Below are 25869 nucleotides of genomic sequence, written 5' to 3'. Positions count from 1 at the left end.
GTGTGGCACGGGACACGACGGCTGATCGCCGCGGATCCGGGTGATGCTGTGCTCGGTCAACGCTCTCCTGGGAACCGGCTCGGCGCTGCGACCGGGGGTCGCGGGAGCCTGTTTCGGGTCTGGTGGGGGTACGAGCCGGCGGCGGGCCCGCAGGTCAGCCCGGTGCGTCCGCGGCCACCGGGGTGGGCCGCTGGGCCGCGTCCTCGGCGGAATACGCGCCGACGACCGGGTCGTGGTGGATCTGGCGTTTGCTCAGGCCGAGTCGGCGCAGCACGCGGGCACTGTCCAGCACCATCGCGGGCGGCCCGCTCAGATACGCGTCGCAGTCGTAGCGCGGCCCGTACTCCCGGACCACGTCGGAGACTCCTCCGCTGATCCCGGCCAGGGTCAGGTCGTCGAGTGCCGGCCGCACCCGCAGCCAGGACACCCGCTGGGACAGCCGCAACAGATCCTCCAGCCCGTAGAGCCCGCTGTGCGCGCTGGCGCCGTAGAACAGGTCGACGAAGCGATCGGTGCCGTAGTAGGCCAGTTCCTCGACCATCGCCTTCAGCGGCGCCAGGCCGGTACCGCCCGCCACGCACAACACCGGATTGGGCGCCATGTGGTCCACGACCATCTCGCCCATGGCGGCGCCCAGTTTGATGCGATCGCCCGGTTTGGCCTTGTGGACCAAGGCGTTGCTGACCCAGCCGGCGGGCACCGAGCGCACGTGGAAGGTGAGCAGGCCGTTCGGGTCGGGCGCGTTGGCGATCGAGTACGCCCGCCATACGCGCGGCCACCACGGGGTTTCCAGGAAGGTGTACTGGCCCGCCCGGTAGGGGAACGGCATGTCGGGGCGCACCGTGACCACGGCGATGTCGTCGGCGGCCTTCTCGTGCGAGACGATTTCCGCGGCCCAGTGCGGGGGGTTGGTCAGGGCATCCTCGTCGGCCGCGCCGATCATGATGCCCGCGGCCGCGCCGTACGCGCGCACCCAGGCGTCCTGTACCGCGTCGTTCCAGGTGTCGCCGCTGAATCGGGCGAGCGCGGCGACCAGACACTCACCAACCAGGTCGTAGTGTTCGGCGATGACATCGAATTTGCGATGGTCACGGCCGAGTTGGCCGAGGAATCCGGCCAGCGCCGGGGCATTCTCCAGGTCGCCGACGATGCGGATCAGCGCGTGCAGCAGGCGGTCGCGCTGGACATCCATCGCCGGGGGGAACAGCTCGCGCAGGTCGGGTCGGCGCAGGAACAGCATTGCGTAGAAGTGGGATGTGACGTCTGCGGCCCGGGGGGCGACGACCGCGAGATTTTGTCGGATGATTTCTGCGTCTTGAGATTCCAAAATCGGCCCATCGGTAGCCCTTCCGCATGAGGGTTGTCCGGCCGGTTCCGTCGAGGGTCCTTCGTGGAACACCGGCGGCCGGAACACGATCATGGGGTTGTCGTACCGGCGTCAAGTCGAAGGCCCGGTTCCGGTTATGGATCGACAGAAGTCTCCTTTAAGGCTTTTCTTGGCATTTCGTCGATCACTCTCCGCAGCCATACGCTCACGTATGGCTGTGAACTTGCCTGGTGGGAGGGCGAATTCAAGCCGGCGCGGGAGTGCGCGCGACGGTCGCGACGGTGGCTCGGTGGGCCGGTGTGCCGGTGGTCTGACGGCTTGGTGGGTTGACGGCCTGATGGACCGATGCCTCGATGCCTCGATGGGCCGGCGTGTGGCCGGGGAGGTTCATTGGATGCGACCTTGAGGCATGGGTGGTGTCGGGCGAAGTGCTCGGTTCGGGTCGGCGGAATCGACGTAATCGGCCGAATCAGGACGAATGTCCGAGGCCTGGGTTTCCATTGACGGGCCGACCATCGCCGGCAAGACCACCCTTGCGGACCGGCTCGCGTTGGGGTTGGATGCGGTGGTCCTCGATACCGGACTGCTGTATCGAGCCGCGGCACACGTGTTGTCGCGAATGCCGTCGAGCCCGGCGGAGTTCGGCACGGACGTCGAACACCGGCCGGCGAGCCTCGGCCTGCCCGAAAACGGCGTGCGTTGCGGCGGCGCGGCGGGGACATCACGGACACTCTGTGGGACGGCGGGCGGACGCACCATGCTCTCCTTCTCGTTCGACGCGACTCCGCACACGGCTTCAACGAACCCATCAGGCGTCGTCCTGGTAGACGACGATCTCGGCGGGGTGGTGCCCGGCCAAGACCGACCATGCCCCGTCGTGGCCAGACCGGTTGCCCAGACGTCGAGGTCGCCGTCGCCGTCGTGGAAGAACCAGGAATCGAAGTTGCCCAGGGCGCGCAAAGCCGGGACGGGTGTGAACCGGGCCTCGCAGTGCACCTGGACGTAGTGGTCGTGTTCGCCGCCGTTGTCGACGATCTCGAATTGCCGGGTGAAGTCCAGCAGGAACTTGGGCGGACCGTCGAACGCATACGTGCCGTACTGGAACAGCAACCCGTCGGAGTCCGGCGACCCCGGCGTGTCGAAGCGTGTACGACCGAACCGCAGGAACGCCCGCCAGGCGCCCTCCACATCCAGATCACCCAGCGGCCTCCCGTCGGCGAGCAACTCGTTGGCGGACGCGGTGCTGTGCACGGACGGCCCGGTCGGGTCGCTGGTCGGGCTGTCGTTGGCGCCGGAGCACCGGCGTGGGCACGGCCGCCCGGTATGACGCGGTCGACCATGGGCGGATCCGCGCCGAGCGGTTGCGCGACGCCCTCGTGCGGGTGCCGCTTGCGCACGCGGTCGACGGGCGGCTCCAAGCGGGGGTTCGGCACGTAACCATCCGGCAGGCGCAGGCGCACCGATCGCGGCAGGGATTCCCCGATTACGGCGAAATGTTCCCTTCGGCAACCACGCGTCGAGCGTCTCTGGCTGTTGTGGACCGCCAGGCGAGCGGCTTCCTGCCTGCCACGTCGAGCGAGGAGGAATGACCCCCGCGTGATCACGCGCCGCTGCCACCATACGATCTGACTCACAGTCAATAATCCGATACGAGGAGCATGCGTGCGGCGTGGGGGAAGATTGAAGCGCGGGGCATGGCCGGCAGCCGTCGCAATGGTGCTGGCTCTGACGGCGGGGTGTAGCGATGGGTCCCGCCCGTCCTGGCTCGGTCTCGAGAGCGAGCAGCCGAATGCCGGGCAGGCCGGCGGTGCGAAGCCGGCAAAGGCAACGACCCCACACGAGGTGTTGGGAGCCCTGGTCACAGCAATGAGCAGCCAGCGGTCGGTCGAGCATCGGATGGAGTGGAGTGTCTCGGGGAACGTCGCCAAGGAATCCTTCACGAGCCAACGTCAAAGTTCGTGGGTGGACGCGGCGACTCAGAACTACTACATCGACTACATGCGCCAAGGCCCCGGAACCGTTGCCGGGCGATCGGGTTGTAAGGACGGCAGGACGCTCGTGTACCTCGAGCAGCAGAACGCGTGGTTCCAGTCGGCGAAAGCTTGCGACCCGCCCGGAGCGATCGCCGGCGGGCTGTTCTCGGGTGGGCATGTCGGTGACGGGATCCTGCCGCCGGCCATGACCGCGGACGAGGCAACAAAGTTCGTGTCGATCCTCAACAACGTGCCGGGGCTCCTCACCCCCTCGGTCGAGCAAGTGGCGGCGCAGGGCAAAAACTATCTGCGACTGAGCCTCGACCTACAGCCTGCGGGGGACACCCACGATGTCACCGGCTGGCTGGTGGCCGCCAGGAAGGAAGTCGACCCGAACTACATGATGAAGCCGATGCTCGTCGAGAACTACGAAACGGGCGACAACTACAGCCCCGTGCGCGCGGTGTACTGGCTCGACCCGGCCACGTATCTGCCCGCGTACGTTGAGGTCGTCACGACCGTGACGCGGCGGGACGGTACCCCGACCGGAGCGGTGCGGCTGCGGCGAACGGAATTTCTTTTCGGAGGCCCCGCTCCTGGGGCCGACATCAACACGGTGGCACCGCTGCCGACGCTCTCATGGCCTCGCATGGGCACCCAGCCGCTGGCAATCGGGTAGTCGGCAGGCGACACCCGTCCCAGCACGGCTGCAAGGGTGCTTGCCGAATGCCCACTTCGCCTTCTTGGGCGATCGGTCCACCGGCTGTCCGGTGCGTCCTCGGAGAAGGTGACCGAACTGCCCTTGGCGCTAAGCGGTGGCCGGCCGCTCCGCTGCGGCGGCCCGCTCGTAGGAGTGCGGGGTGTGCAGCCAGAGCCGGCGCAGGTCCGGCGCAGCCTGTGCGGCTGCCGGTCCGAACCGGGCAAGTCGCCTCGCTGTGGCTTCGGGACCGCACCAGGTGCGCGTCCGCCGCTGCTCGGCGAGCTCGGCCAAGAGGGTCGGTAGCGCCTCGGGGACGGCCTGGTCGGCCAGGACGTCCCGGCCGAGGCGAGCCGGCCACTCGCGTTCGTCGCCCGCCCAGCGGCGCGCCGCCGGAACGGCAAGGGCGCCGAGGTGTTCGACGGCCCGCGTGAGTCCGACCGGCTCACGAGGCCGTTGCCGATGGTTGACGCGGTGCTGCCTACCGCTGTGTCCATGCGGGTGTCCAAGTCTCGCTGTCGGGGCGGTCGGGCTGCGTGGAGCCGAGGTGGTTGCGGAGTGTGGTCAGTGCGGGGTGTGGGTTGTCGCGGCGCCAGATCAGTGAGTGTGGGTAGACGGGCGTCGGGTCGGTCACCGGGATGCGGCGCAGGCCGTGGCCGGCGGGCCAGGCGAGGCGGGTCTGCTCGCCCATGAAGGTGGCCAGGGCCGGGGTGTCGGCGATGGTGTCGAGGAGCGCGTCGGAGCCGAAGTTGGGGCCGGTCGCCTCGATGGTGAGGCCGAACTCGGCGACGAGGTCGTCGTAGTAGGCGGCCCACTCGGTACCGGGGACGATGCCGGGCATCCAGATCCGGTGCCCGGCGAGCTGAGCGAGGGGTACCGACCGGGCGCCCGCCAGCGCATGGGCGGGGCCGGTGAGGAGTTGGAGCGGCTCGTCGAGCACCCGTACGGACTCGATGTCCTCGGGAAGGGGCCGGCTGGGCACGGCGACGGCGCGGAAGGACGCGTCGATCGCACCGGACCGGATGGCGGCGACGGCCGTCTCGATGTCGAACAGCATCAGCACGTCGAGGTCGATCTCGGGGTGCGCGTGGTGGAAGCCGCGCATCAGGCCCGACGTCGCGCCGCGCGAGTTGATCACGTCGACGCGCAGCGGACGGCTGCCGGTGCGTACGGACGCGACCGCGCGCTCGGCGACGCGCAGCAGCTCGCGCGCGTGCGGCAGGAACGCCTGCCCGTCGATGGTGAGCTCGGCGCCGCGGGCGGTGCGGGTGAACAGCCGCGCGCCGAGGTTGCGCTCCAGCGTGGCGATGCGTTTGGAGACGGCCTGCTGGGTGACCGCCAGCTCGGCGGCGGCTTCCTGGAACTGCCCCGCGTCGGCGGCGGCGACGAAGGTCCGGACGGTGTCGAGGTCCATGCCGATCCACCCTAGTGCACAACGTTTGGTTGTGACTTGCTGGCGGATTGGTTGTTTGACCTGCTGTTGTGCTGCGGGTTTTGCTCTAACTGGTCAACATCAGTTTGTTCAGACGGGGCATCGAAGGGAGTTATCTGCTCTCCGCCACGGGAATCCGTCTTCCTGCTTCCCCGGCACGACCACGCGCCGCACCACGAGGGAGATCCGACCCGGAGCAAAACGTGACACACCGCAATCCGCGGCCCGTGTCCGCGAGTAACTCGGCGGCGCGCCGACCGCACTGCCGGACGTTCCGATCACAGCCGCAGCCGCCCAGCCGGTTGCCCTGCTCGACCCCCGTCTGAAGCCACTGGCCGGCATGAGCGCCGACCGGCACCACCAGCAAGGAGAAAACTCGCGTGAGCACTGCCCCCGCGCTCGACCCCGCGCGCACCGCCCTTCTCGTCATGGACTACCAGCCCGCGATCCTGGCCCATCTGCCCGAAGGCCGGGACTACGAGGCCCTGCTGGCCCGGGTGGAAGGGGCCATCTCCGACGTTCGCGCCAAGGGCGGCAGCATCGCGTACGTCCGCGTCGGCTTCACCGAAGCCGACTGGGACGCGATCCCGGCCACCAACAAGTCCTTTGCCCCGCTGGCCCAGCACCGCCTCATGCACCACGAGGACCCTGCCACCGCCGTACACGAGCGCCTGGCTCCCCAGGACGGCGACATCATCGTGCGCAAGATCCGCTTCGGCGGCATGTCCACCACCGACCTCGACGAGCAGCTACGCGAGCGCGAGATCACCACTCTGGTCATCTCCGGCTTCAGTACCAGCGGCGTCGTCCTGTCTACCGTCATCGACGCGGCCGACCGCGACTACCAGCTCTACGTCCTGTCCGACGGCGTCGCCGACCCCGACACCGAAGTCCACAACATCCTGCTTCATCGCGTCTTCCCCTCACGGGCCCACATCGTCGACACCGCCGAGTTGCGCACCCTCCTCGGGGCCGACTGACTCCAACCGCCGACCCAATCCGTCGGATCGCGCGGGTGCCCCCAACACTGCGGGTTCTGCGGAGCCGCGGTCTCCATGAACCGCGAGATCAGCAGCGCGGTGCGGATGAGCATCCGCGAGAGGCGGAGCGAAGGCGCCCGAGTGCGGGTTGAGCGAGGTCGGGAAGGAGGGTGTGGGAGCGGACGCCTCACGTGCCGGACAGCCGATTCCGGACGCCCGAACAAAACCCCTTGCTTAATGGTCAAGAAATGTTGACCATTAGGCCATGCCTACCGACGATCTTCCTGAGACGTTCCACGTCACCACTGACGAGCAGCTGCGCGCAGTTTCCAATCTCACGCGTCACCGGATCATGGCGGTGCTCCGCTTCGAGCCGGCGACGATTACGCAGATCGCCGGGCGGGTGGGCCTTGCGAAGGGGAGTTCCAGCTATCACGTGCGGCTGCTGGAGCGGGCCGGCCTGGTGAAGGTGGTGCGGACGCGGAAGGTCCGCGGGGTCACCGAGCGGTACTACGCAATGGCCGCGCGGGCGATCGTGCTGCCGGATCCGGGCGAGGGAGGGCCGGATGTGCTGATGCGGCATGCGGTGGCGGACCTGGAGGCGGCGCCGGTGGATGGCGAGCGGCATGTACGGATGGCGCATCTGCGGCTCACCGAGGAGCAGTTCGCGGAGCTGGGGACGCGGCTGCAGGCACTGGCGGACGAGTACCGGGAGCTGTCCGATCCGTCGCTGCCGGACGCGTCGCTCGTCTTCGCGCTGTTCCACCCGGCATCGCGCGAGCAGGTCGAAGGGGACGCCAAGTGATCCCAGAAGTTCGGAAGTTGCCGACCGGGTTCGGACGGCTGTGGACCGCGCAGACGGTGTCCTCACTCGGTGACGGAGTGTCGCATGCCGCGCTGCCGCTGCTGGCGTTGACGTTGACACGGGATCCGATGGCGCTCGCCGTCGTCACGGCCGCCGGAACGCTGCCGTGGCTGCTCTTCGGGGTGCTCGGCGGTGCGCTGGTGGATCGCTGGGACCGTCGGCGCACGATGTGGGTCACGGACGCGGCGCGTGCGGTGCTGCTCGCGATACCTGCGGCAGCGGCCGCGCTCGACCTGCTGAGCATTCCACTGCTCGCGGCCGTCGCCTTCCTCCTCGGCCTCGGCGGACTCTTCTTCGACACGGCCGCCACGGCCTATCTGCCGGATCTGCTCGGCCGCGCCCCCGCGCTCCTGGAGCGCGCCAACTCCCGCCTGCGCGGCGCCCAGACCGCCGCGTCCGGCTTCGCGGGGCCGCCTGCGGGCAGTGCCCTGCTCGCGCTCGGGCGGGCGGTCCCGCTGCTCGCCGACGCGGTCTCGTTCGCGCTCTCCGCACTGCTCGTACGGTCGCTGCCCGCCGCGCCCCGGCCCGTACCGCAGGCCCGTGAGTCGCTGCTGCGGCAGGCGCAGGCCGGCGCCGCGTACGTCTTCCGGGATCGGCTGCTGCTCGGGCTCGCGCTGCGTCCGGCGGTCGGGAACATCGCCTTCCTCGCCGTGGAGACCGTACTCGCCCTCTTCGCGCACGACCGTCTCGGCATCGACACCTTCGGCTTCGGCCTGCTCCTCACGGCGGAGGCCACCGGCGGCCTGCTCGGCGCGGCCATCGCCTCCTTCCTCGGCCGACGACTGGGCACCGGCACCGCGCTGACCTGCACGGCCGCAGTCGAGGGACTCGCCATCCTGGGCCTTGCCGCCGCCCCGAACCCGTACATCGCCGGCCTCGCGCTCGCCGTCTGCGGCGCGGGCATGGGCGCCACGATGGTGCTCGGCCCCTCCCTCCGACAGGCGATCGTCCCCGCCCACCTGATGGGCCGGGTCGCCTCCACCTCCCGCATGCTCGCCATGTGCGCCGCCCCGTTCGGAGCCTTCCTCGGCGGCTGGCTGGCCACCGCCTACGACGTACGCACCCCGCTCTACACCGCCGCCGGCCTCCTCCTCAGCATGACCGCCGTCACGGCGACCATGACCAGCAACCGCCGGGTCGAGGCGGCGTTGCGTGCCGCCGCCCCGGCCGATGATCCAGATCACCCGGAATCCTGGGATCCCGTTCAGGAGCGTGCCATTTAAGACGTACCACTCGTCGAGGTCGGACACCGCCAAGTCCGCCTCGGCATCGCAGAGTTGGCGCTCGCCTCGGGGGCGCGCGGCATGGTGTTCGCGCTGCCGACCATGGCGACCACCGACGCGATGCATACGCGCGTGGCGCAGTACGCCGATCTGACCCTGCCGGGTTCCACCGCGCTGACCAAGGTGCACAGCACCTCGTGGCCGAGCACCCCGGACCCGGGCGAGACCAACGACGCCGACGGCGATGGCGGCGAACCGGACAGCGGTACGGACCTGGTGGCGACAAGGGAAAGAACTTCCGGTCCGCGGCGGCATCCATAGGTCCATGGGCCGATGGGACATCCGCCTGGGCCAACGACGCGTACCCGTAGGCGGCGTGCCAACGCTTCGCGAGAAGCTTGTCGGTTCCATTGGACGGCGAAAGACAAAGGCAAGGAGATGTCTCTCCTTGCCACTCTCAACGTATAGCGCACAGGGGGGCTTGCGGCAAGACCCGGGTGGTGCCGCAAAATCGTCGACCGAGGCCGCAGCCTGCGGAAATGGAGGCACGACGTGCGTGTGTTGTCGACGTATCGGGGCGCGGTGACGTCGAACCGCTGGTGGGATCGGCAGTTCGGTCGCGAGCCCTCGGGGCGTGGTGCGGGGGGCGCGCCGCCCCACTGGGTGGAGCGGGCGGCCGACTCGTCAGAAAGAGAGCAGGCACAGACGAGGACGTGCCTGACGAGAGGTTCGACAGAGCCGGTGGCGCCGGTGATTCGATCGGCCGGTGCAGTGCAACGGGACACGACTGCCTCGGAGGTATCGCGATGATCGAGCAGTACGTGTGGGATCTTCAAGAGGTTGACGAGACGCAGGTCGCGGTTGTCGGCGGCAAGGGCGCGCAGTTGGGCGGGCTGTCGCGGATCGAAGGCATCCACGTGCCGGCCGGCTTCTGCGTGACGACGGACGCCTTCCGGCGGATCGTGGCGCAAGCGCCGTCGATCGACGATCGGCTCGACCGGTTGTCGCGCGCGGACCCGGACGACCGGGAGGCGATCCGCACGCTCAGCGCGCAGATTCGTCGGACCATCGAAGGGATCGCCATCCCGGGCGATCTCGCGGCGGCGATCACCCGCGCGCTCGCCCGGCTCGGCGAGCAAGCCGCCTTTGCCGTGCGATCCAGCGCGACGGCAGAGGACCTGCCGACGGCCTCCTTTGCCGGCCAGCAGGACACATACCTGAACGTCGTGGGGCCGACGGCGGTCCTTCGGCACGTCAGCCGGTGCTGGGCCTCGCTGTTCACCGAGAGGGCCGTGACCTACCGCCGGCGGAACGGCATCGACCACCGTGCGGTCCACATGGCAGTGGTCGTGCAGCGGATGGTCTTCGCGCATGCGGCCGGCATCCTGTTCACGGCCGACCCCGTCACGGGCAACCGGAAGGTCGCCACCGTGGACGCCGGCTTCGGCCTCGGCGAAGCTCTGGTCTCCGGCCTGGTGAACCCGGACGTCTTCACGGTGCGAGACGGCGAAGTTGTCACCAAGGCGATCGCCTCCAAACAGCGTGCCGTTCACGCCCTGCCGGCCGGCGGTACGCGGGAAGTGGCGATCGACTCGCAGCGGCAGGAGCAGCCGGCTCTGACGGATGCGCAAGTAGTGCGGCTCGTGCGGCTCGGGCGGCGGATCGAAGCGCACTTCGGCCGCCCGCAGGACATCGAATGGTGCTTGGTCGATGACGGCTTCCGGATCGTTCAGAGCCGGCCGATCACGACGCTGTTCCCCATCCCCGAGACCGGCGACCAGGAGAATCACGTCTACGTCTCCGTTGGTCACGGGCAGATGATGACCGACCCCATGAAGCCCCTGGGGCTCTCCATGTGGCAGCTGACCGCCATGGTGCCGATGCACGAGGCCGGCGGGAGGCTGTTCGTCGACGTCACCCGGCGCCTGGCCTCACCCGCGAGCCGCGCCGGCCTCCTGGACGTCTTGGGGAGAGGCGATCCCCTGATCAGGGACGCTCTGGAGACCGTCCTGGGCCGCGACGATTTCGTCCTGTCGCTCCCGGACGCGAGTCCCGGCGGGCCGCCGGCCGGCGGTGCGTCCGCCCCGATCGAGACCGATCCGGCCATCGTCGCCGAGCTGATCGAGCGCAGCCGGGTGTCCATCGCCGCACTGGAGCGCGACATCCGGACGAAGACCGGACCGGCGCTGTTCGACTTCCTGCTGGAGGCCTTCGAAGAGCACAAGCGAGTCCTCGGCGATCCGCTGAGCATGCAGGCGATCATGGCGGGGATGGAGGCCACGTGGTGGCTCAACGACAAGCTGCTGGAGTGGCTGGGCGAGAAGAACGCGGCCGACACGCTCACACTGTCCGCCCCCGACAACGTCACGTCGGAGATGGGACTGGCGCTGCTCGACGTCGCAGACGTGATCCGCCCGAAGTCGCAGGTGGTGGCGTTCCTGCAGGGCGTCGAGCACGAGTCCTTCCTGGACGAGCTGGCGAAGCTCGCGGGCGGGACCGAAGCGCGCGACGCCATCGAGGGCTACCTCGACCGGTACGGCATGCGCTGCGTCGGCGAGATCGACATCACCAGGCCACGTTGGCGTGAGCGCCCCACCACGCTTGTGCCCGTGATCCTCGACAACGTCAGGAACTTCGAGCCGGGCGCCGCCGAGCGGCGCTTCGAGCAAGGGCGGCGGAAGGCGCGGAAGAAGGAACAGGACGTACTGTCACGCTTGCGGGCCCTGCCGGACGGGGACCGGAAAGCCGACGAGGCCAAGCGAATGATCGACCGGGTCCGAACCTTCGTCGGGTACCGGGAGTACCCGAAGTACGGCATCATCAGCCGCTACTTCGTCTACAAGCAGGCCCTGCTGGAGGAGGCCGAGCGCCTCGTGCAGGCCAACGTGCTCCCCGAGAAGGAGGACATCTTCCACCTCACGTTCCAGGAACTCCACGACGTCGTGCGCTCGTACCGGGTGGATGACCGGCTCATCCGGCAGCGCAAGGACGCGTTCCGGTCGTACCACGCGCTCACACCGCCCCGGGTGCTCACATCGGATGGCGAGGCCGTCACCGGGGCGTACCGGCGCGACGACGTTCCGGCCGGCGCCCTGATCGGCCTACCGGTTTCCGCCGGGACCATCGAGGGACGGGCCCGCGTCATCCTCGACATGGCGCAGGCCGATCTCGAAGCGGGCGACATCCTGGTCACGACCTTCACGGACCCCGGCTGGTCGCCACTGTTCGTCGGAATCGCGGGCCTGGTGACGGAGGTGGGCGGCTTGATGACCCATGGCGCGGTGATCGCCCGGGAGTACGGCTTGCCGGCCGTCGTGGGCGTGGAGCAGGCCACCCGGCTGATCCGGGACGGGCAGCGGATCCGCGTGCACGGAACCGACGGGTACGTCGAGATCCTGCCTTGATCCATCCCGGACGACGGCGACCGACGTGCCGTGCCGGGTCGCGCAACGGCTGCGCAGGCGGCGGCCCGCCCCGAGGTCAGTTGAAGGTGATCTCGCCGTGGGCCCGGGCCAGGAACTGGTAGCCGGCGCCGTTGGCCTTGATGCCGGCGCGCTCGTCCTCGGTGAGTTCGCGCTTGACCTTGGCCGGTACGCCGGCGACCAGGACGCCGGGCGGTACGCGCATGCCCTGGGGCACCACGGCCCCGGCGGCGATCAGCGCGCCCGGACCGACGTGGGCGCCGTTGAGAACCGTTGAGTTCATGCCGACCAGGACGTCGTCCTCGATCGTGCAGCCGTGCAGCACCGCGTTGTGGCCGACGGACACCCGCGCGCCGATCACGGTCGGGAAGTCCGGGTCGCTGTGCACGGTGCAGTTGTCCTGGATGTTGGTGTCCGGACCCACCGCGATGGATTCGGCGTCGCCGCGCAGCACCGCGCCGTACCAGACGCTCGCCCCGGCGGCGAGGGTGACGGCGCCGACCACCGTCGCGTTCGCGGCGACGAAGGCGGTGGGGTCGATCTGCGGCTCGTGCCCGCTCACGGCGGCAATCAGCGGGTTCGTCATGGCCCTCCTTGTCGGTGAGTGGACCATGGCGGGTCCGTCGCGATCGCACTCTAGTGCCGGCGACTCGGGCGTCGAGCCGTCGAGGCGTCGAGATGTGGTGGGGGTGGGGGTGGAGGCGGACTGGGGGCTGGGTGCGAGGCGGTGGGTTGCGGGGCGCGTGTTGTGGGGGCTCCGGGGCCGGTGGCTGGGGCTGGGCGTAGGCGGTGAGGCGGTGAGTTGCGGACCGTGGGACACGGGCTGTGTGGGGCGTGGGTTGGCGTCGAGGCCGGGAGCGCGGGGTGGAGGCGGTGAGTTGCGCGGCTCGGGCGGAGGCGCGGGCTGTGGGCGCGGGGGCGTGGGTTCGTCTGCTTCGCGTCGTGTGGGCTGCCCTGTGCGGGTGGGCCTTGTGGTGTGGGCATACTGGCGGGATGGGCGATGCACAGGAGTTGGCGGGGATGGGAGCCGAGCGGCTTCGGGGCATGTGTCTCGAGTTCAAGGGGGCCGAGGAGGAGTTTCCGTTCGGGCGGAATCCCGACCTGTCGACGTTCAAGGTGGGCGGGAAGATCTTCGCGTTCTCGGTGCTGACCGATCCGCCGCCGTTGCACGTGAGCCTGAAGTGCGACCCGGAACTCGCGATCCGACTGCGCGCCGAACACCCGGCGATCGTCCCCGGCTACCACCTGAACAAGCGGCACTGGAACACCGTGACCCTGGACGGCTCGCTGCCGGAGACGATGGTGCGGGACCTGATCGAGGACTCCTACGACCTCGTGGTCGCCCAACTGCCGAAGCTGCAACGGCTGAAGCTGGACTGGCCGGGACAGCGGCCCGAAGAGGCGTAGCCGCCCCGGGCCGGCCGAGTTCGATCAGGCCGAACCGGCCCGCCGCCGGGTGGATTCGGCCACGGCGGACCAGTCGCGCTCGCCGTCACCGTGCGCGACGGCATCGATGAAGGCATCCCGCAGTACGCCGCCGAACGCCATCGGCACGTGGTGGGCCGCGCCCGTGGCCAGCGCCAACTCGACGTCCTTGCGGCCCAGTACGAGCCGGAACCCGGCCGGCTCGTACCGGCGCTCGGCGATCATCGCGCCGTAGCCCGAGTAGATCGGCCCGGGCAGGATGGTGTGGGTCAGGATGTCGATCAGCGCGCTCGGCTCGATCCCGCCCGCCTCCGCGAGGGTGCACGCCTCGGCCATCGACTCCAGGGCGCACGCGATCAGATAGTTGCACGCGATCTTGGTGGTGTTGGCCCGATCCGGCTCGTCGCCCACCCGCCACGTCTGCCGGCCCATCGCATCGAACAGCGGCTGGACCCGATCGAGCAGCACAGGATCGCCGGCCGCGAGCACGTTCAGCCCACCGCCGGCGGCGACCTCGGCTCGACCCAACACCGGCGCCGCGACGTAGCCGATCCCGTGCGCCGCGTACACCTCGACCGCGCGGCGCGCCAACGCGACCGAGACGGTGGCCATGTTCACGTGCACCGAGGCCGTCGCCCCGGCCAACAACTCCGGTGCGAACAACAGCGATTCGACCACCGAGTCGTCCGCAAGCATGGAAACCACGACGTCGGCCGCGAACACGTCGGCCAGATCGGCCGCGGCCACCGCGCCCTCGGCGACGAGTTCGTCCACCGGTCCCGGCGAGCGATTCCAGGCCCGCACCGAGTGACCCGCCCGAAGCAGATTCGCCGCCATGCCACGGCCCATGGCGCCCAGACCGACGAAGCCCACATCCATCCCGGTACTCCCACTCACGCGGCACTCCCAACCGACGGGGAACGGACTACACGACTCGGATCGGATCCGACGACAGCCGGCGCCGGTCGAGCCTGCTCCCACCATGCCGCACACATGCCCCGAACCCCGCAAGCGACGCGAGTGTCGAACCGAAGCCGGGGGTGGGAGCAGGGGTGTCCTGATTCCGGGTCGGCGAGAGAGGCGAGACGTCCGGGGCGGAGTCCATGTCGCCCGGCGGCCGGCTCAGGTAGCTCGGCCGCTGAATCCGGTTCGCCTCGTCGCACGACTTCACGTCGATCCACAGCGCGTGGCGACAGCAGTCCGTCCGGGTTCTCTGCGCCGTTCCCGATCGGCGCGCTCGCGCACCCCGGTCGGCCACGTTCGGCTACCTCGCGCAGGTCGCCGCGGCGGCCGAACAGGTGGGCTTCGAGACGGTTTTGACCCCGGTCGGCGCCGGTTGCCCCGATCCGTGGATCGTTTGCTCGGCGCTGATCGAGCGAACCAGCACGCTGCGCTTCCTCGTCGCCTTCCGGCCGGGCTTCGTGTTGCCCACCCGGCCGCGCAACAGGCCCGCACGTTCGCCCAGTTCTCCGGTGGTCGGCTCGCCGTGAACATCGTCACCGGTGGCGACTCGCAGGAGCAGCGCGCCTACGGCGACTTCCTCACTCACGCGGACCGCTACGTCCGCACCGGCGAATTCCTGGCCGTGCTGCGCCGATCGTGGGCCGGCGAGCCGTACGGCTTCGACGGCACCCACTACCGGGTCGAGGACGGTCCGACCACCGTCGGCTCAAGTGTGAGCGCCGACCCGCCGATCTACTTCGGCGGCGCGTCACCCGCAGCCAAGGACGTGGCGGCGCGCTTTGCCGACGTATACCTGCTGTGGGCGAACCGGGCCCGGCCGTTGCCGAGCGCGTGGCGCGGGTCCGGGCGAAGGCCCGGGCACAGGGGCGCGAACCGGGATTCGGCCCGCGAGTGCACGTGATTGCCCGGGACAGGGCGGAGGCCGCCTGGGCCGAGGCACACCGTCTACTCGACGGCATGGACGCGGCCCGGATCGCGGCCGCCCAGGCGCGGTTCGCCGCGATGGAGTCGGTCGGCCGGGCCCGGATGGCCGCGCTGCACGGCGGCGACGCCCGAGACCTGGAGATCGCGCCCAGCCTGTGGGCGGGCATCGGCCTGGTCCGGGAGGGCGCCGGCACCGCCCTGGTGGGCAGCCACGAACAGGTCGCCCAACAACTTGCCGAAATACGCGGCCCTGGGGAGCCTGGAGATCCGGCTGCCGATCATCGCCTCGCCCGGGTACAGGTCGCGATGGCGGACGCCGAGCGCGGCACACCCCGCCCCGACCACCCGACCCCGCCTCTCGCTCCGGGGCCGGGTGCGCAGCCTGTGTCGTGTTTGGTACACGTGCGCTCCGCTGATCCGAGATCGCGGGGTGGTCGGCGGGGTGTGCGCGGCGGGGTGGGCGGCTCCGTGGCCGAGCGTGTGCGGCGTGTGTCGTGTTGGTGGTGCTCGTCCACTTCGTGGCCGGGGTGGTCCGTTCGCTGTGCACCGGGGTGCTCGTCCGCTACGCGGCCGGTGGGTGTCGTGGTGGTGTTTGTTTACTTCGTGGCCGGCGGCGGGTCGTTCGCTGCGTGCCCGGGATGCTTGTGCGCCGCGCGTCCGTCCCGGCCGGCTCGGGGCACGCGCAAAGCGGGATCCCATCGGGAATTCGCTCGGGGCGGGTCGCGTCGCCGCTCCCGGACCGGATCAGCAGCTGTCCCTGGCCGCCGACGGACGGCCGACCGGGGGCCGAGCGCAAGGCTGATCCAAGCTCGGGGCGAACGGCTCGGCAACGGGCGCGTGGCGCATCGGCACCCGGCTGTGGAACGCGCGCGGCCCGCGACCGTCTGCGGAGCGGACGTGCACCGCGACTACGCCCACGCCGATTCCACTTTGGTCGCGTGGCGGACGTGCAGCCGACGCGGAGAGGACGGACCCGTTGCGGTTGTGGGGGCGGGGGCGGGGGCGGGGGTGGGGTGTGGGCACGGGTCGGGTCGGGCTTGTTGCGGTTGTGGGGCGGGCGTGCGGCGGGAGTGGGTCGGTTGCGGGGCAGGGGTGCGGCGCGGGCGCGTGGCGGGTCGGGCTTGTTCCGGGGGTGGAGCGGGGGTGCGGCGCGGAACGGGGCTGGTCGGCCTTGTCCCGGTCGTGAGGCGGGGGTGCGGTGTGGGCACGGGCGGGGCGGGGCGGGCGAGGTGCGCCGAACGAACGGACGGTATGGGTGCGGGGTGTGGTGGGTGGGCCGCGTTGGGATTTGCCGAACGGCAGGTTGTGGTGGGGCGGATCGGGCACACGGAGGCGGGGGCGCTGATGTGCCGGGTGGTGGGCAGGGGTGGCTACCGAATCCCGACCTGCCTTGCCACGACGTGGAATCGGGCCGGGCCCGCTCGACAAGCCTTACCCGGCTGCGGAGTCCGATCCGGTTTTGCCGTACCTGCCTTGTCCCGGCGCCGATTCCGCCCTCGATCGGTTCGGCGCACCGGATTTGGAGTGGATTGCGCTGGTGAGCCCGCTGGTGAGCCCGCCCTTCTGCGGTTCGTCGTGGTTGCGGCGGGTGGGGGTGTCACGGGCCGAGGTTCGGGGCGAGTCCGCTGCGGTCCGTCCTTGGTTGCCCATGGCGGATTGTGACGAGTGCGGGTGTCACGGGCCCTGTTTGGGGGCCGAGCCCGGTGTCATGTCCGTCTTCCCGCCGCCCGTCGTGGGTTGTGGCGGGTGCGGGGGTGTCATGGGCCCTGTTTCGGGGGGTGAGTCCCGCGTCGGGCTCGACCCCGTTTCGGGTCACCGAAAGCCACTCGGGGTCGGTGTGGCGGGGCTTGTGTCGGTGTCGAGGCCGGTGGCGGGTGGGGCTGATGTGCCTGGGGTCGTTGTGGGTTGCATCTTTGGTCGGTCGGCGTGGCCGGGTTCGGTGTGGTGTGTCTCGACGCGCTCGACGACCTGCGCTGATCCGGAGCGTGCTCGTGTCCTGAGGGCCCGCGGGCCTTGGCCTGGCGCGAAGGCGCAGAATTGCCCGGATCGGTGGCGATTTCCTTGTGCGTGCGGAGGATCCGGCTGGGCGCGGGGCGGATCCGGTTCGGATCGGCCGGGCTCGGGGGTTGCCTGGGCCGGACCGCCGAAGGGCCCCGTGGGCCCGGTCGGATCGGGTGCAGGGGGACGCGGAATCCGCTTTTTGGAGCCCGATCCGCCTTGGGTGGCCTCCGGGGCCGGCTTTGGCGGTTCGATGGGCGTGTTTTCGGACTCGGATCGGGCCGTTCGGCGGTCGGGTTTCGTACGCATGGGCCTTCGGGCTCGGGTCGGCCTGGTGGCGGGCGGATTTGCTGCGGCCGGGGCTGCGCCGGACCCGGTTCGGGCGTTTGGAGTCGGTCGGCCTCGTTCGCTGGGTAGGCGCTCCTCGACATACTGCCCGCTTGGTATGTATTCGTGGGTATTTGTGCAGGTCAACGGCCCTGTGGTGGCCTTGTGGTGTCGGGGGGCGAGGGGTGAATCCGCTGTCGGGTGGGGGCGGGCCGCGTCTCGTCGGCCGGGGTCGCTCTCAGTGGTGGGCGGCCGATCGATTGTGGTTCGGTTTCGGTGAGTTGCCGGCGGCTCGGGGTGCGGATCACGTCCACGGACGGACGTTGCCACGCCGGATGTGCGAAATCCGTTCGGCGGAAGCTCGGGTCGGCGAGTATTTCCCGATTACCGCACCTGTGCAGGCCGTGGTGGGGCCGCGGAGGCAGCCTGTCCGAGGCGCCTCGGGCCTTGCGCCACAAGGGGAAACTGCCCCTCGGCGGGTCAACATCGGGACCGGGCAGGAGGATTTGCCGCGTGTTTCGCGGATCCCCGCATGGGTCCCCGTCGTTGATCCATGGGGGTGTTTCGGGCGCGTCTTTCGTGCGGTTCGAAATGCCCCCCGTGTGACGGAGAGTTACAGTCATGGAAATGGGTACTGGCGCAACGGCGTTCGACCCGATCGGTCGGATGGTCCGGCCGATCGCAAGCGATCGGTACCCCCGCACCACGAAAGGCATCTCATGAACAAGGCACAACTCGTCGAAGCCATTGCCGACAAGCTCGGCGGTCGGGCTGCGGCCGAGGAAGCGGTCGACGCGGTCCTGGACACCATCATCCGCTCGGTCGTCGCCGGGGACCGGGTTTCGGTCACCGGCTTCGGCTCGTTCGAGAAGGTCGAGCGCGCCGCTCGGTACGCTCGTAACCCCCAGACGGGCGAACGGGTTCGGGTCAAGAAGACCTCGGTGCCCCGCTTCCGCCCGGGCCAGGGCTTCAAGGACCTCACCGGCGGTACCAAGAAGCTGACTCGTGGCGAGACCGCGATCAAGAAGGCTTCGCCGGGCACGGTGACCGGCGGTACCACCGTCGCCGGCAAGAAGGCCGCGGCGAAGAAGGCGACCGCGAAGAAGGCCACTGCCAAGAAGGCCACCGCGAAGAAGGCGACCACCCGGGCCACCACGGCGGCGAAGACCGCTGCTCCGGCCCGCAAGGCCACGGCGAAGAAGGCCGCCACGAAGACCACCGCGGCGAAGAAGACCACCGCCAAGTCGACGGCGGCCAAGAAGACCACCGCCAAGAAGACCGCCGCGAAGGCGACCCCGGCCAAGAAGACCACTGCCAAGAAGGCCGCCACGACGCCCACCGCGCGCAGCACGCCCGGTCGCAAGACGGCCACCAAGCGCACGAGCGCTCGCACCGCCAAGCGCGCCTGAGGACCACCCGGTCGGATGCGATGGTCGGACCGCCCGTGACGGGCGGTCCGACCGGGGTACCGGGTCGGAACGCCCCGAGGGTCCCGGCGGAGCGTTCCGACGGCGGACGGATCGGCATACGCGCTGTGCCACTGGTTGCCGGGAGCGTTCCGACGGCCGATCGACCGGGACATACGTTGTGCCGCCGATCGCGCCGCCGTCCATCGGCATCCGCCGGATCATGCCGCCGCCGACCGGGTCCAGTGTGGTCCGGGCCCATCCGTGTCCTGGGCCCCCGCCCTGTGCCCCGGACCTCAGCCCGGCCGCCCCACCCAGGCCCGTCCTGCCCCCGCCCCGGACCCGCTCCGGCCCCAGGCCCGTCCTGGCCCCGGACCTGCTCCCGCCGGGCCCCTGCGCCCGGCCCCGCCCCGCGCCGCTCAGCCCCCGTTCAACTCGGCGACGATCGATGCCGGGCTGTGTCCGCTCCCGTCGGATTGTCGATGGAAGTCCACCGCGACGAAGTTCGGGTTCCGCCCCGCCGCCGGCCCGCACTGCTGCGCGATGCGATTGCGGAGCTTGGTCCCGTTGTCCAGGGCGGCTGTCCCGATCGTCGGCACATTGCGGAAGTGGCTCATCGCGAACAATCGGCGAAAGCCGGGTTCGGTCCGGTTCAGCGGGATGTCGGACCACCGGCTGGTGCAGGCCAGATCGTTGCCCAGGTCACCCAGGCTCCAGTAGTTCTGCACGGTCCAGTCCCTGTCGTACATCACGCCCAGGCCCTCCTTGCCGGGCTTGTCGGAGAACAGCAGCAGGCGCTTGTTCGCGGTGACCATGTCCGCCACCTTGGGCCAGCCGTTGTCCCGTACGCCGGCGGTGTCCGGCCGGTACAGCAGATCGGACAGCCCGCGTACCCGCTCCAGGGACCGACGGAGCTGGTCGGTGTCGACGTAGTCCTCCAGGAACACGGTCACCACCTCCAGCGGATTCGCGTTGAGGAAGTCGACCACGGTCTGCATCGTCCCGGTGAAGCTCTGCCGGGGCAGCGCGTAGGTCACCCCCGCGAACGCCTTGCAGTCCCCGTGACACAGGTACACGTCGCTCGGGTAGCAGTCGCTGCCGAAACTGATGATGCACAGACCGGTGCTGTGCTCGTACCAGTGCGTGTCGAGCATCAGCCCGCGGACGCCCCGGTCCAACTGCCCGCGCACCGACTCGGACTGGTTGACCGAGGACCAGCGCGAGTCCTCGTAGTTGGTGAACGAGTTGTGCGTTGTCAGCGAAGTGACCTGGTCGAGCCGGTCGTTGCCCCAACGTTGCGCCGCGGCGGTGAGGGGTGCCGCGGTGGCAGTGCCGGAGGCGGTCGAGGGGACGAGGGCGGCCAGGAGTGCGAACACCACGACCAGGAGCCCGCGTCCGGGCCGGCCGATGTAGCGCAACCTGCTGCCGGATCGGGTTCGTTCCCCGGATCGGGGGGAGGCGGCCGGTATGCCGCTGGAAGAGTCCATGGCAGGGAAACGTACTCGGAACCGGCCGAATTTTGACCCCCGCCGCCCGGGAAGCCGGGATCACACCACCAGGAGCGCCTGATCCCAGCCCGCCGTTGCGCGACCCTCGGCGTACGCGTCCAGGGCGAGCGCGACACCCGCCGCGCCCTCCAGGAATGCCGGGACGTCCGCGCCCTGGGGGACGTCGGTCATCGTCGTGCGGAAGCCGAAGCGGTACTCGTCGTGGTACTGGGCCAGGATCAGCGCAGCCAACTCGTCGCGAACGCAGGGTAGTCGGGCGTCGTCGAGGTGTTCGGCCAGGAGGCCGAGCAGGTGCAGCATCCCGCCCCAGCCGTGGCACAGTGCCGGGTCGTCGATGCCCCAGTCCGCGATCGGAGTGTCCAGCAGGCCGGTCAGCGAACGCCGGGTGAGGTCGTGCCAGTCCGGCCGATCGAGCGCCAGCGCGGCCAACTGGATCGCCCGGGACACGCCGGGGACGCCGTAACACCAGGACGGGCGCGGTGCCTTGGCGTCCGGATCCGGGTCGGCCACCCACTCGTGCAAAGTGCGAAAGGGCGGCCACCACAACGCGTCGCCGGCGGGGACGGCGCACTCGGTGAGCAGTGCCACCAGGCGCTCGATCGCCCCCCCGTGTCCCGGCACCTGTACTCCCGCGCGCCAGGACAGCGAGAGCAGCGCGAGCGGTCCGGCCACGCCGTGCGACAGGCCCAGGTTGAGGTGGCCGTCCGGCAGTTCGGCCTCCTGGCCGAGCTTGGGTGCGGCCAGGGTCCACCAGCGCGGCACCTTGCGTCCGCGATGGGTGATCTCGCCGTCGGCAAGCCCGACCAGGTACGACAACACCATCCGCAACTCGGCGGCGCCGGCCTCGCCGCCGGCTGTGACGCGCGCCAGCAGGTAACGGCCGATCCCGCTCAGCCCGCGGACCGTCTCGAACTCGGCGTTCGTGGCGAGTGGCATGTTGGTGCGCGGACGCGGCAGGGCGGCGTGGACCACCCGGCGCTGATGGTCGTCCAGCCGGGCCAGGGCGGACACGTACCCGCCGGTGGCATGGTGCGCGACCAGCGTGGCGACCGCGACCGAGCCGGGCCCGTCGAAGACGCCGCCGGCCGGAAAACGTTCGCGGGCCAGTACCGCCATTGCCCGGGCCAGGTAGGCGTGCGCGCGGGCGGTGTGCTCCGGGCCGCGCGACGTGGTGCCGCTGAACGCCAGGGAGACTCCCGGGAAGCCGCTGGACAGAGACAGTTCCGCCCACGGCGGAGTGCCCTCGCCGGACCAGGACTCGGCCGCCGCGGCGTTGGTGTCGGCGGCGACGGCCTCCGGGTCGGCGAGCCGGTCCAGTACGCGGGTCACCGTCGCGCGCGCCCGGTCGGCATGCCGGGGCACGACGGTGTCGATCGTCGACTCAACCATGTCGGCCGCCCTCGTCCTCGTCGCGGGTCTGCGGTTGCGGTGCGTGCGCCAGCCGGCCCAGATGGTCGCTCGCGATGCCGCGCAGGATGTCGTAGCCGCGCTGTTCGCTCGCCCGGTCGATGCCGAGCAGCCGGTTGTGTTGCATGTGCAACAGCCCGAGTACGGCGTTCTCGTGTGCCGCGCCGGCCGGTCGGCGGCCCCCGTCGGACAGCACGATCGCGCCGTAGGCACGTGCTTGCGGCGACCGGGACCACAGTTCGGCCAGGGCCGGCACCCCCAGTCGCTCGCCGACCGCCGCCGCCGTGTGCCCCGGGCGGATCAGCTCCCGCACCAGCGCGCGGTGCCGACGGAAGCCGGTCTGTGTCGGCCCCTTGGCGAACGCGTACTCGACCCAGGAACACCAGTCCCACTCGCCCAGACTCTCCAGGAGCAGCGCGTGGTTGACCGCGATCAGCACCTCGTCCGGCACGGCGAGCCCACCGCGCGCCCGCAGGCCCAGTTGGGCGATTGCCGATCTGCTGTCCACGCAGAACAGGCTCTCCACGGCCGAAAGCGCGTCCGGTCCGCCGTACCGCCGGGTCTCGGGCTCGTACACGTCGAGCGCCATCGTGCGGATCGCTCCGGCCTCGCGCAGCGCCCGCACATGCCGGGCCAGTTCGGGCAGCACCCGTTCGCGCAGCGGCTCCGGATCGCCATGGAAGCGGATCCGGATGTGCGGCTCGGGGTCCAGGTATCGCATGAAGAACCAGCGGTCGACGTGTTCGCCGATGTCGGTGAGCAGCGCCGGCAGGCGGACCCGGAGCAGTTCGTCGTGCGTGTCGGGCGTCGCGTACAACTTTGCGAACAGCCATTCCTCGCCCGGCAGATGAAATGTGGCCGGGGTGGGTTCGACGGCGCGTGCGGGCGCTGCCGGCGTGGGGGCGGGGGTGATCCGGGTCTTGGGTCGCCGGGTCAGCGGGACCACCAGCTCGGTGCCGTACCCGGCGGCCCAGCCGAAGCCGCGACCGTGGTCGGTCAGGTCCTCGAACAGGGCGACCCGGCCCTTGCGCACCTCGTGGCGCAGCAGCGTGCGGTGCCACGGGACGTCCAGGTCGAGGCCGTACGCGCGGTCCCAGTGCACCAGTTGCACCCGGTCCGGTACGTCGAAGCGATCGCTCCATTCGCGCAGCGCGCGGTCGAACTCACGCGGCTTCTCGGCCGCGACGCGCATCGCGTGGTCCGGGGCCCAGCGCCGGGGCGCGGCGACCACCCGACCGAAGGTCACCCTCGGCAGTTGCGGCAGGACCTCCAATCCGGCCCAGTCCCAGCCGGTCCAGGTGCGGGCCCGGCCGAAGACGATGTCCACCATCAGCCGGACCACCTTGGGCGCCTCGCGATCGAGGGCCACCATGTGCGGGACGATGGGCATCACTCGCTGCCCGGTCCCGGGCAGCGTCAGGTTCAGGCCGGCCGGACCGACCCCCACGAGCAGTTCACGCCAGTCCAGGCAGTGTGGATCGCGGCGGTCGGTGTACACCCCGACCGGGATCTCGTACGGCAGGAGCCGGGGCACCTGGGCCATGTTCAACGCGCGGGCGGCGTGCGGTGCGAAGGTGACCTGGGCGGCCACCGCGTCGGGGTCCGCCGAGGCGGCGACGAGCTTGGCCAACTCCTCGGTACCGTTCGTGAGTTCGGCGAACCGGCCGGCCATCGCGCCGGCCAACCAGGAGCCGGCGTGCGGGGTGCCGACCAGGCGGAAGCGGCCCTGATCGAGGGCGCCGGCATCGTCGGCCAGGAGTTGGAAGCACAGCTCCAGCGAGTTCGGCGGCTCGGCGGGCTCGCCGCCCTCGGGCTGGGCGGTGTCGGCCAGCCGGTCGATCAGCTCCGGGCCGAGCCGCAGTTCGCGATCGTCGCGCAGGAGCGCATCCTGGACGAGCTCCGCGGTCAGTGCGCGCCGCTCGCGACCGGGCTGGTAGCCGGTCGCGGGTTGCTCGCCCGCAGCCAGGCGTTCGCCGTATCCGGCGGGGAAGCCCAGACCCCGGTGCGGGTCGACGAGTTCGGCCAGCGGTACGGCCCCCGTGGTGCCGTACCGCTCGATGAACCGGTCCCGGTAGTCGCGGATGTGCGCATGAGTGACCCACGCGTCCGACAGGGCCCACATCGCGCCGGCGTAGGCGCTCACCTCCTCGCCCACGGCCGGCGGCAGGGTGATGTCGGCATCCATCCGCAGATCCACCTGGACCGGTGGATGGGCGGCGTCGGCGCGAGGGTCGATCAGGCCCATCAACCGGTGCCAGGAGTCGGCGCCCTCGCCGGGTCGGGCCTTCTCGTACTCGCGCACGGCGGCTCTGGTCGCGCGGAACTCATCGGAAGCCCCGGGTAGTTCCTCGATGGCGGTGTCGATCCGATCGAGCAGCGCATCGTCCAGCCGCTGCGGGGTGATCGAACTGAGCAGGAAGCCGTGCCGGAGCAGTTGCGCCACCAGGGCGTCGAGCCGATCGCGGGGCGCCTCGGGGAACGCCTCGCCGGCGCGATCGAGCACGTTCTCGTACGGCACGGGGTGGGTCGCAGCCGAGCAGACGTGCGCGACCAGGGCGCTGTGCCGCACCGAGATCTCCTGCTCGGGGCCGGACAGGACCAGTCGGCCGTCCCGGATCCGGCACAGGTCGTTGAGCACCACGTCGACGCGGCGGCGGACCTCGGGTGCGGCGAGCCAGGCCCGGACGCGCTCGTGCAGTCGACCGCCGTCCAGGTGTACGGCCTTGGTGCCGGGGCCGTGCACGGACACGCGCGCGGCCGGTCCCAGCCGGGCGGTTGCCACACCCGCGAACAGGCCGAACGGGGTCGGCCGGCCGGCCATTCGCAGCGCGTACCGAGTCACCGACAGGGCGGTGCCGGTGAGCCGTTTCGGGCCGAGGTCGACGCCCGCGTCGAGTCGGTCCAGGGCCGCGGACAGGCTGCCGCTGGCGACCCGGACGGCCTCGCGGAGCAGCGGGTCGGCGGTGATCCGCCGCAACCCCGCGGGGGTGTCCCCGTCGGCCGTGTCCGGGACCGGGCCGGCGCGGTCCGGGCCGGCGTCGAGCCCGGCGCGCGGCAGGCTCGCCATCCGCACGAGGATCGGGCCGGCCGGTTCGTAGTCGTCGTCTTGCGCGCCGTCTCGTCTCTCGTTGGGACCGTCGCCGCGCCCAGGATTCCGCTCGGAGTGTCGCACCGTGTCTCGCACCGACCCCATACCCGTGTGCCCGGCTCTCGCCGGGAGCCGAAACCCGGGGGCGGGCAGACCCGCCCGCCCCCGGAAACCACTACCAGCAGCAGACCCAGCAGCGGGACTGCACGCCCCAGGTGTTCGGCGAGACGGTGACGGGGTTGGACGAGCCGAAGTCGGCAGCGCCGAGTTCGCCGTCCGCGATGCGGACATCGAGGTCCAGGTCCGCGAAGTCGCGCGTCTCGGTGGCTTCTTCGAGCAGAATCTTGTCGTTCATGACAACTCCCGCGATATCGGTCGCAGCGCTTTGGTGAGCGCTGCGAATCCAGGAGATCTGTTTGATCTCGGGGAGGACGCTAAGCGGTGAATAGGCGGCCGAACAAGAACGATTACCGGCCATCCGTACCGGCTGAAAATCTCCTGTGGAAAGCGCGATCAAGCTCCTACCCTGCCAAGATGCCGAGCAGGTGTGGACAGGCCGCGCCCCTTCACAGGGGAGTCTTCGGCAACCCGACGGAGTCGTCGGGTGAATCCCGGTTAACCGATTTCGTTGGCATCTTCTGCATCGAGAACATTCCGCGTGGCAATGTTTCGGCGGGCGCCGTATCGTCCCGGGGCAATTAATTCGAACGAGTCGTCGGGGCGATTCGGAAACGCTCTTCGGGCGTCGATTCGACACCGTTTATGCGGGGTGTCGGGTCCGGGCTCGACCGCATCATCCGCCGGCGTGCGGCGGGTTGTTCAGCGGTGCGCTGACGCCGATCATCAAAGAAGCCGAAGCGCTCGCCGAAGCCGAGACCGAGCGGCCGACCGTGCCGACACCGGC

18 protein-coding genes and 2 pseudogenes are annotated in these 25869 nt (G+C 70.4%); 12 read left to right on the top strand and 8 right to left on the bottom strand.

Annotation, left to right across the window (positions count from 1 at the left end; genetic code table 11):
• Positions 1-154: 154 nt before the first annotated feature.
• Complete coding sequence (locus tag ABZS54_RS19000) at positions 155-1240, bottom strand: globin domain-containing protein (protein ID WP_355536853.1); 1086 nt, start codon at positions 1238-1240, stop codon at positions 155-157.
• A gap of 565 nt (positions 1241-1805) precedes the next feature.
• Here ABZS54_RS19000 and ABZS54_RS18995 point away from each other — a divergent pair.
• The 3 genes and pseudogenes from ABZS54_RS18995 (at position 1806) to ABZS54_RS18985 (ending at position 3979) form a co-directional block, all read left to right on the top strand.
• Complete coding sequence (locus tag ABZS54_RS18995) at positions 1806-2333, top strand: (d)CMP kinase (protein ID WP_355536850.1); 528 nt, start codon at positions 1806-1808, stop codon at positions 2331-2333.
• Between the two features lie 222 nt (positions 2334-2555).
• Positions 2556-2742 (top strand): annotated as a pseudogene (locus tag ABZS54_RS18990) (transposase); the annotation flags it as partial.
• A gap of 451 nt (positions 2743-3193) precedes the next feature.
• Entirely contained in the window at positions 3194-3979 is a 786-nt protein-coding gene (locus tag ABZS54_RS18985) for a hypothetical protein (protein WP_355536847.1), read from the top strand.
• Between the two features lie 499 nt (positions 3980-4478).
• Here ABZS54_RS18985 and ABZS54_RS18980 read toward each other — a convergent pair whose 3' ends face one another.
• Entirely contained in the window at positions 4479-5411 is a 933-nt protein-coding gene (locus tag ABZS54_RS18980) for a LysR family transcriptional regulator (protein ID WP_355536844.1), read from the bottom strand.
• A 398-nt stretch (positions 5412-5809) separates the two neighbouring features.
• On the opposite strand from ABZS54_RS18980, the gene ABZS54_RS18975 reads away from it, so the two are divergent.
• The 5 genes from ABZS54_RS18975 to rph all read left to right on the top strand — a co-directional run bounded on the left by ABZS54_RS18975 (position 5810) and on the right by rph (position 11901).
• Positions 5810-6409, top strand: coding sequence for a cysteine hydrolase (locus ABZS54_RS18975; protein ID WP_355536841.1), 600 nt, complete (start codon positions 5810-5812; stop codon positions 6407-6409).
• A gap of 265 nt (positions 6410-6674) precedes the next feature.
• Positions 6675-7214 (top strand): winged helix-turn-helix domain-containing protein, encoded by a 540-nt coding sequence (locus tag ABZS54_RS18970; protein WP_355536838.1) that lies wholly within the window; start codon positions 6675-6677, stop codon positions 7212-7214.
• Complete coding sequence (locus ABZS54_RS18965) at positions 7211-8497, top strand: MFS transporter (protein ID WP_355536835.1); 1287 nt, start codon at positions 7211-7213, stop codon at positions 8495-8497. Before ABZS54_RS18970 ends, ABZS54_RS18965 begins: the two co-directional genes overlap by 4 nt.
• 54 nt (positions 8498-8551) lie before the next feature.
• A complete protein-coding gene (locus ABZS54_RS18960) occupies positions 8552-8818 on the top strand; it encodes a hypothetical protein (RefSeq protein WP_355536832.1) in 267 nt (88 codons plus the stop codon).
• 485 nt (positions 8819-9303) lie between these two features.
• On the top strand, positions 9304-11901 hold the full coding sequence (gene rph, locus ABZS54_RS18955; RefSeq protein ID WP_355536829.1) for a rifamycin-inactivating phosphotransferase: 2598 nt from the start codon (positions 9304-9306) through the stop codon (positions 11899-11901).
• A 76-nt stretch (positions 11902-11977) separates the two neighbouring features.
• Here the strand turns inward: rph and ABZS54_RS18950 are convergent, their stop codons facing one another.
• Positions 11978-12505: a gamma carbonic anhydrase family protein gene (locus ABZS54_RS18950; protein ID WP_355536826.1), complete on the bottom strand. Its 528-nt coding sequence runs from the start codon at positions 12503-12505 to the stop codon at positions 11978-11980.
• Between the two features lie 434 nt (positions 12506-12939).
• On the opposite strand from ABZS54_RS18950, the gene ABZS54_RS18945 reads away from it, so the two are divergent.
• Positions 12940-13326 (top strand): MmcQ/YjbR family DNA-binding protein, encoded by a 387-nt coding sequence (locus tag ABZS54_RS18945; RefSeq protein WP_355536920.1) that lies wholly within the window; start codon positions 12940-12942, stop codon positions 13324-13326.
• Between the two features lie 24 nt (positions 13327-13350).
• Here ABZS54_RS18945 and ABZS54_RS18940 read toward each other — a convergent pair whose 3' ends face one another.
• Complete coding sequence (locus ABZS54_RS18940) at positions 13351-14241, bottom strand: NAD(P)-dependent oxidoreductase (protein WP_355536823.1); 891 nt, start codon at positions 14239-14241, stop codon at positions 13351-13353.
• Between the two features lie 245 nt (positions 14242-14486).
• Between ABZS54_RS18940 and ABZS54_RS18935 the strand changes: the two genes are divergently transcribed.
• From ABZS54_RS18935 to ABZS54_RS18925, 3 genes and pseudogenes are all read left to right on the top strand, one after another.
• On the top strand, positions 14487-14834 hold the full coding sequence (locus ABZS54_RS18935) for an LLM class flavin-dependent oxidoreductase (protein WP_355536917.1): 348 nt from the start codon (positions 14487-14489) through the stop codon (positions 14832-14834).
• A pseudogene (locus ABZS54_RS18930) lies at positions 14831-16893 on the top strand (LLM class flavin-dependent oxidoreductase). The gene ABZS54_RS18935 and the pseudogene ABZS54_RS18930 overlap by 4 nt, the downstream one beginning before the upstream one ends.
• A 1382-nt stretch (positions 16894-18275) precedes the next feature.
• On the top strand, positions 18276-18965 hold the full coding sequence (locus tag ABZS54_RS18925; RefSeq protein WP_355536820.1) for an HU family DNA-binding protein: 690 nt from the start codon (positions 18276-18278) through the stop codon (positions 18963-18965).
• 416 nt (positions 18966-19381) lie between these two features.
• Here ABZS54_RS18925 and ABZS54_RS18920 read toward each other — a convergent pair whose 3' ends face one another.
• From ABZS54_RS18920 to ABZS54_RS18905, 4 genes are all read right to left on the bottom strand, one after another.
• On the bottom strand, positions 19382-20449 hold the full coding sequence (locus ABZS54_RS18920; protein ID WP_355536817.1) for a PI-PLC domain-containing protein: 1068 nt from the start codon (positions 20447-20449) through the stop codon (positions 19382-19384).
• A 60-nt stretch (positions 20450-20509) separates the two neighbouring features.
• Positions 20510-21859: a lanthionine synthetase C family protein gene (locus ABZS54_RS18915; protein WP_355536814.1), complete on the bottom strand. Its 1350-nt coding sequence runs from the start codon at positions 21857-21859 to the stop codon at positions 20510-20512.
• Complete coding sequence (locus ABZS54_RS18910; RefSeq protein WP_355536811.1) at positions 21852-24944, bottom strand: lantibiotic dehydratase; 3093 nt, start codon at positions 24942-24944, stop codon at positions 21852-21854. The genes ABZS54_RS18915 and ABZS54_RS18910 overlap by 8 nt, the downstream gene beginning before the upstream one ends.
• A 196-nt stretch (positions 24945-25140) precedes the next feature.
• Positions 25141-25320: a hypothetical protein gene (locus ABZS54_RS18905; protein ID WP_355536808.1), complete on the bottom strand. Its 180-nt coding sequence runs from the start codon at positions 25318-25320 to the stop codon at positions 25141-25143.
• Positions 25321-25869 lie beyond the last annotated feature (549 nt).

The sequence above is a fragment of the Embleya sp. NPDC005575 genome, assembly GCF_040605455.1.
Lineage (GTDB): Bacteria > Actinomycetota > Actinomycetes > Streptomycetales > Streptomycetaceae > Embleya.
Note: the sequence above shows the minus strand (reverse complement) of the source record. Positions and strands in the feature narration are given on the sequence as shown.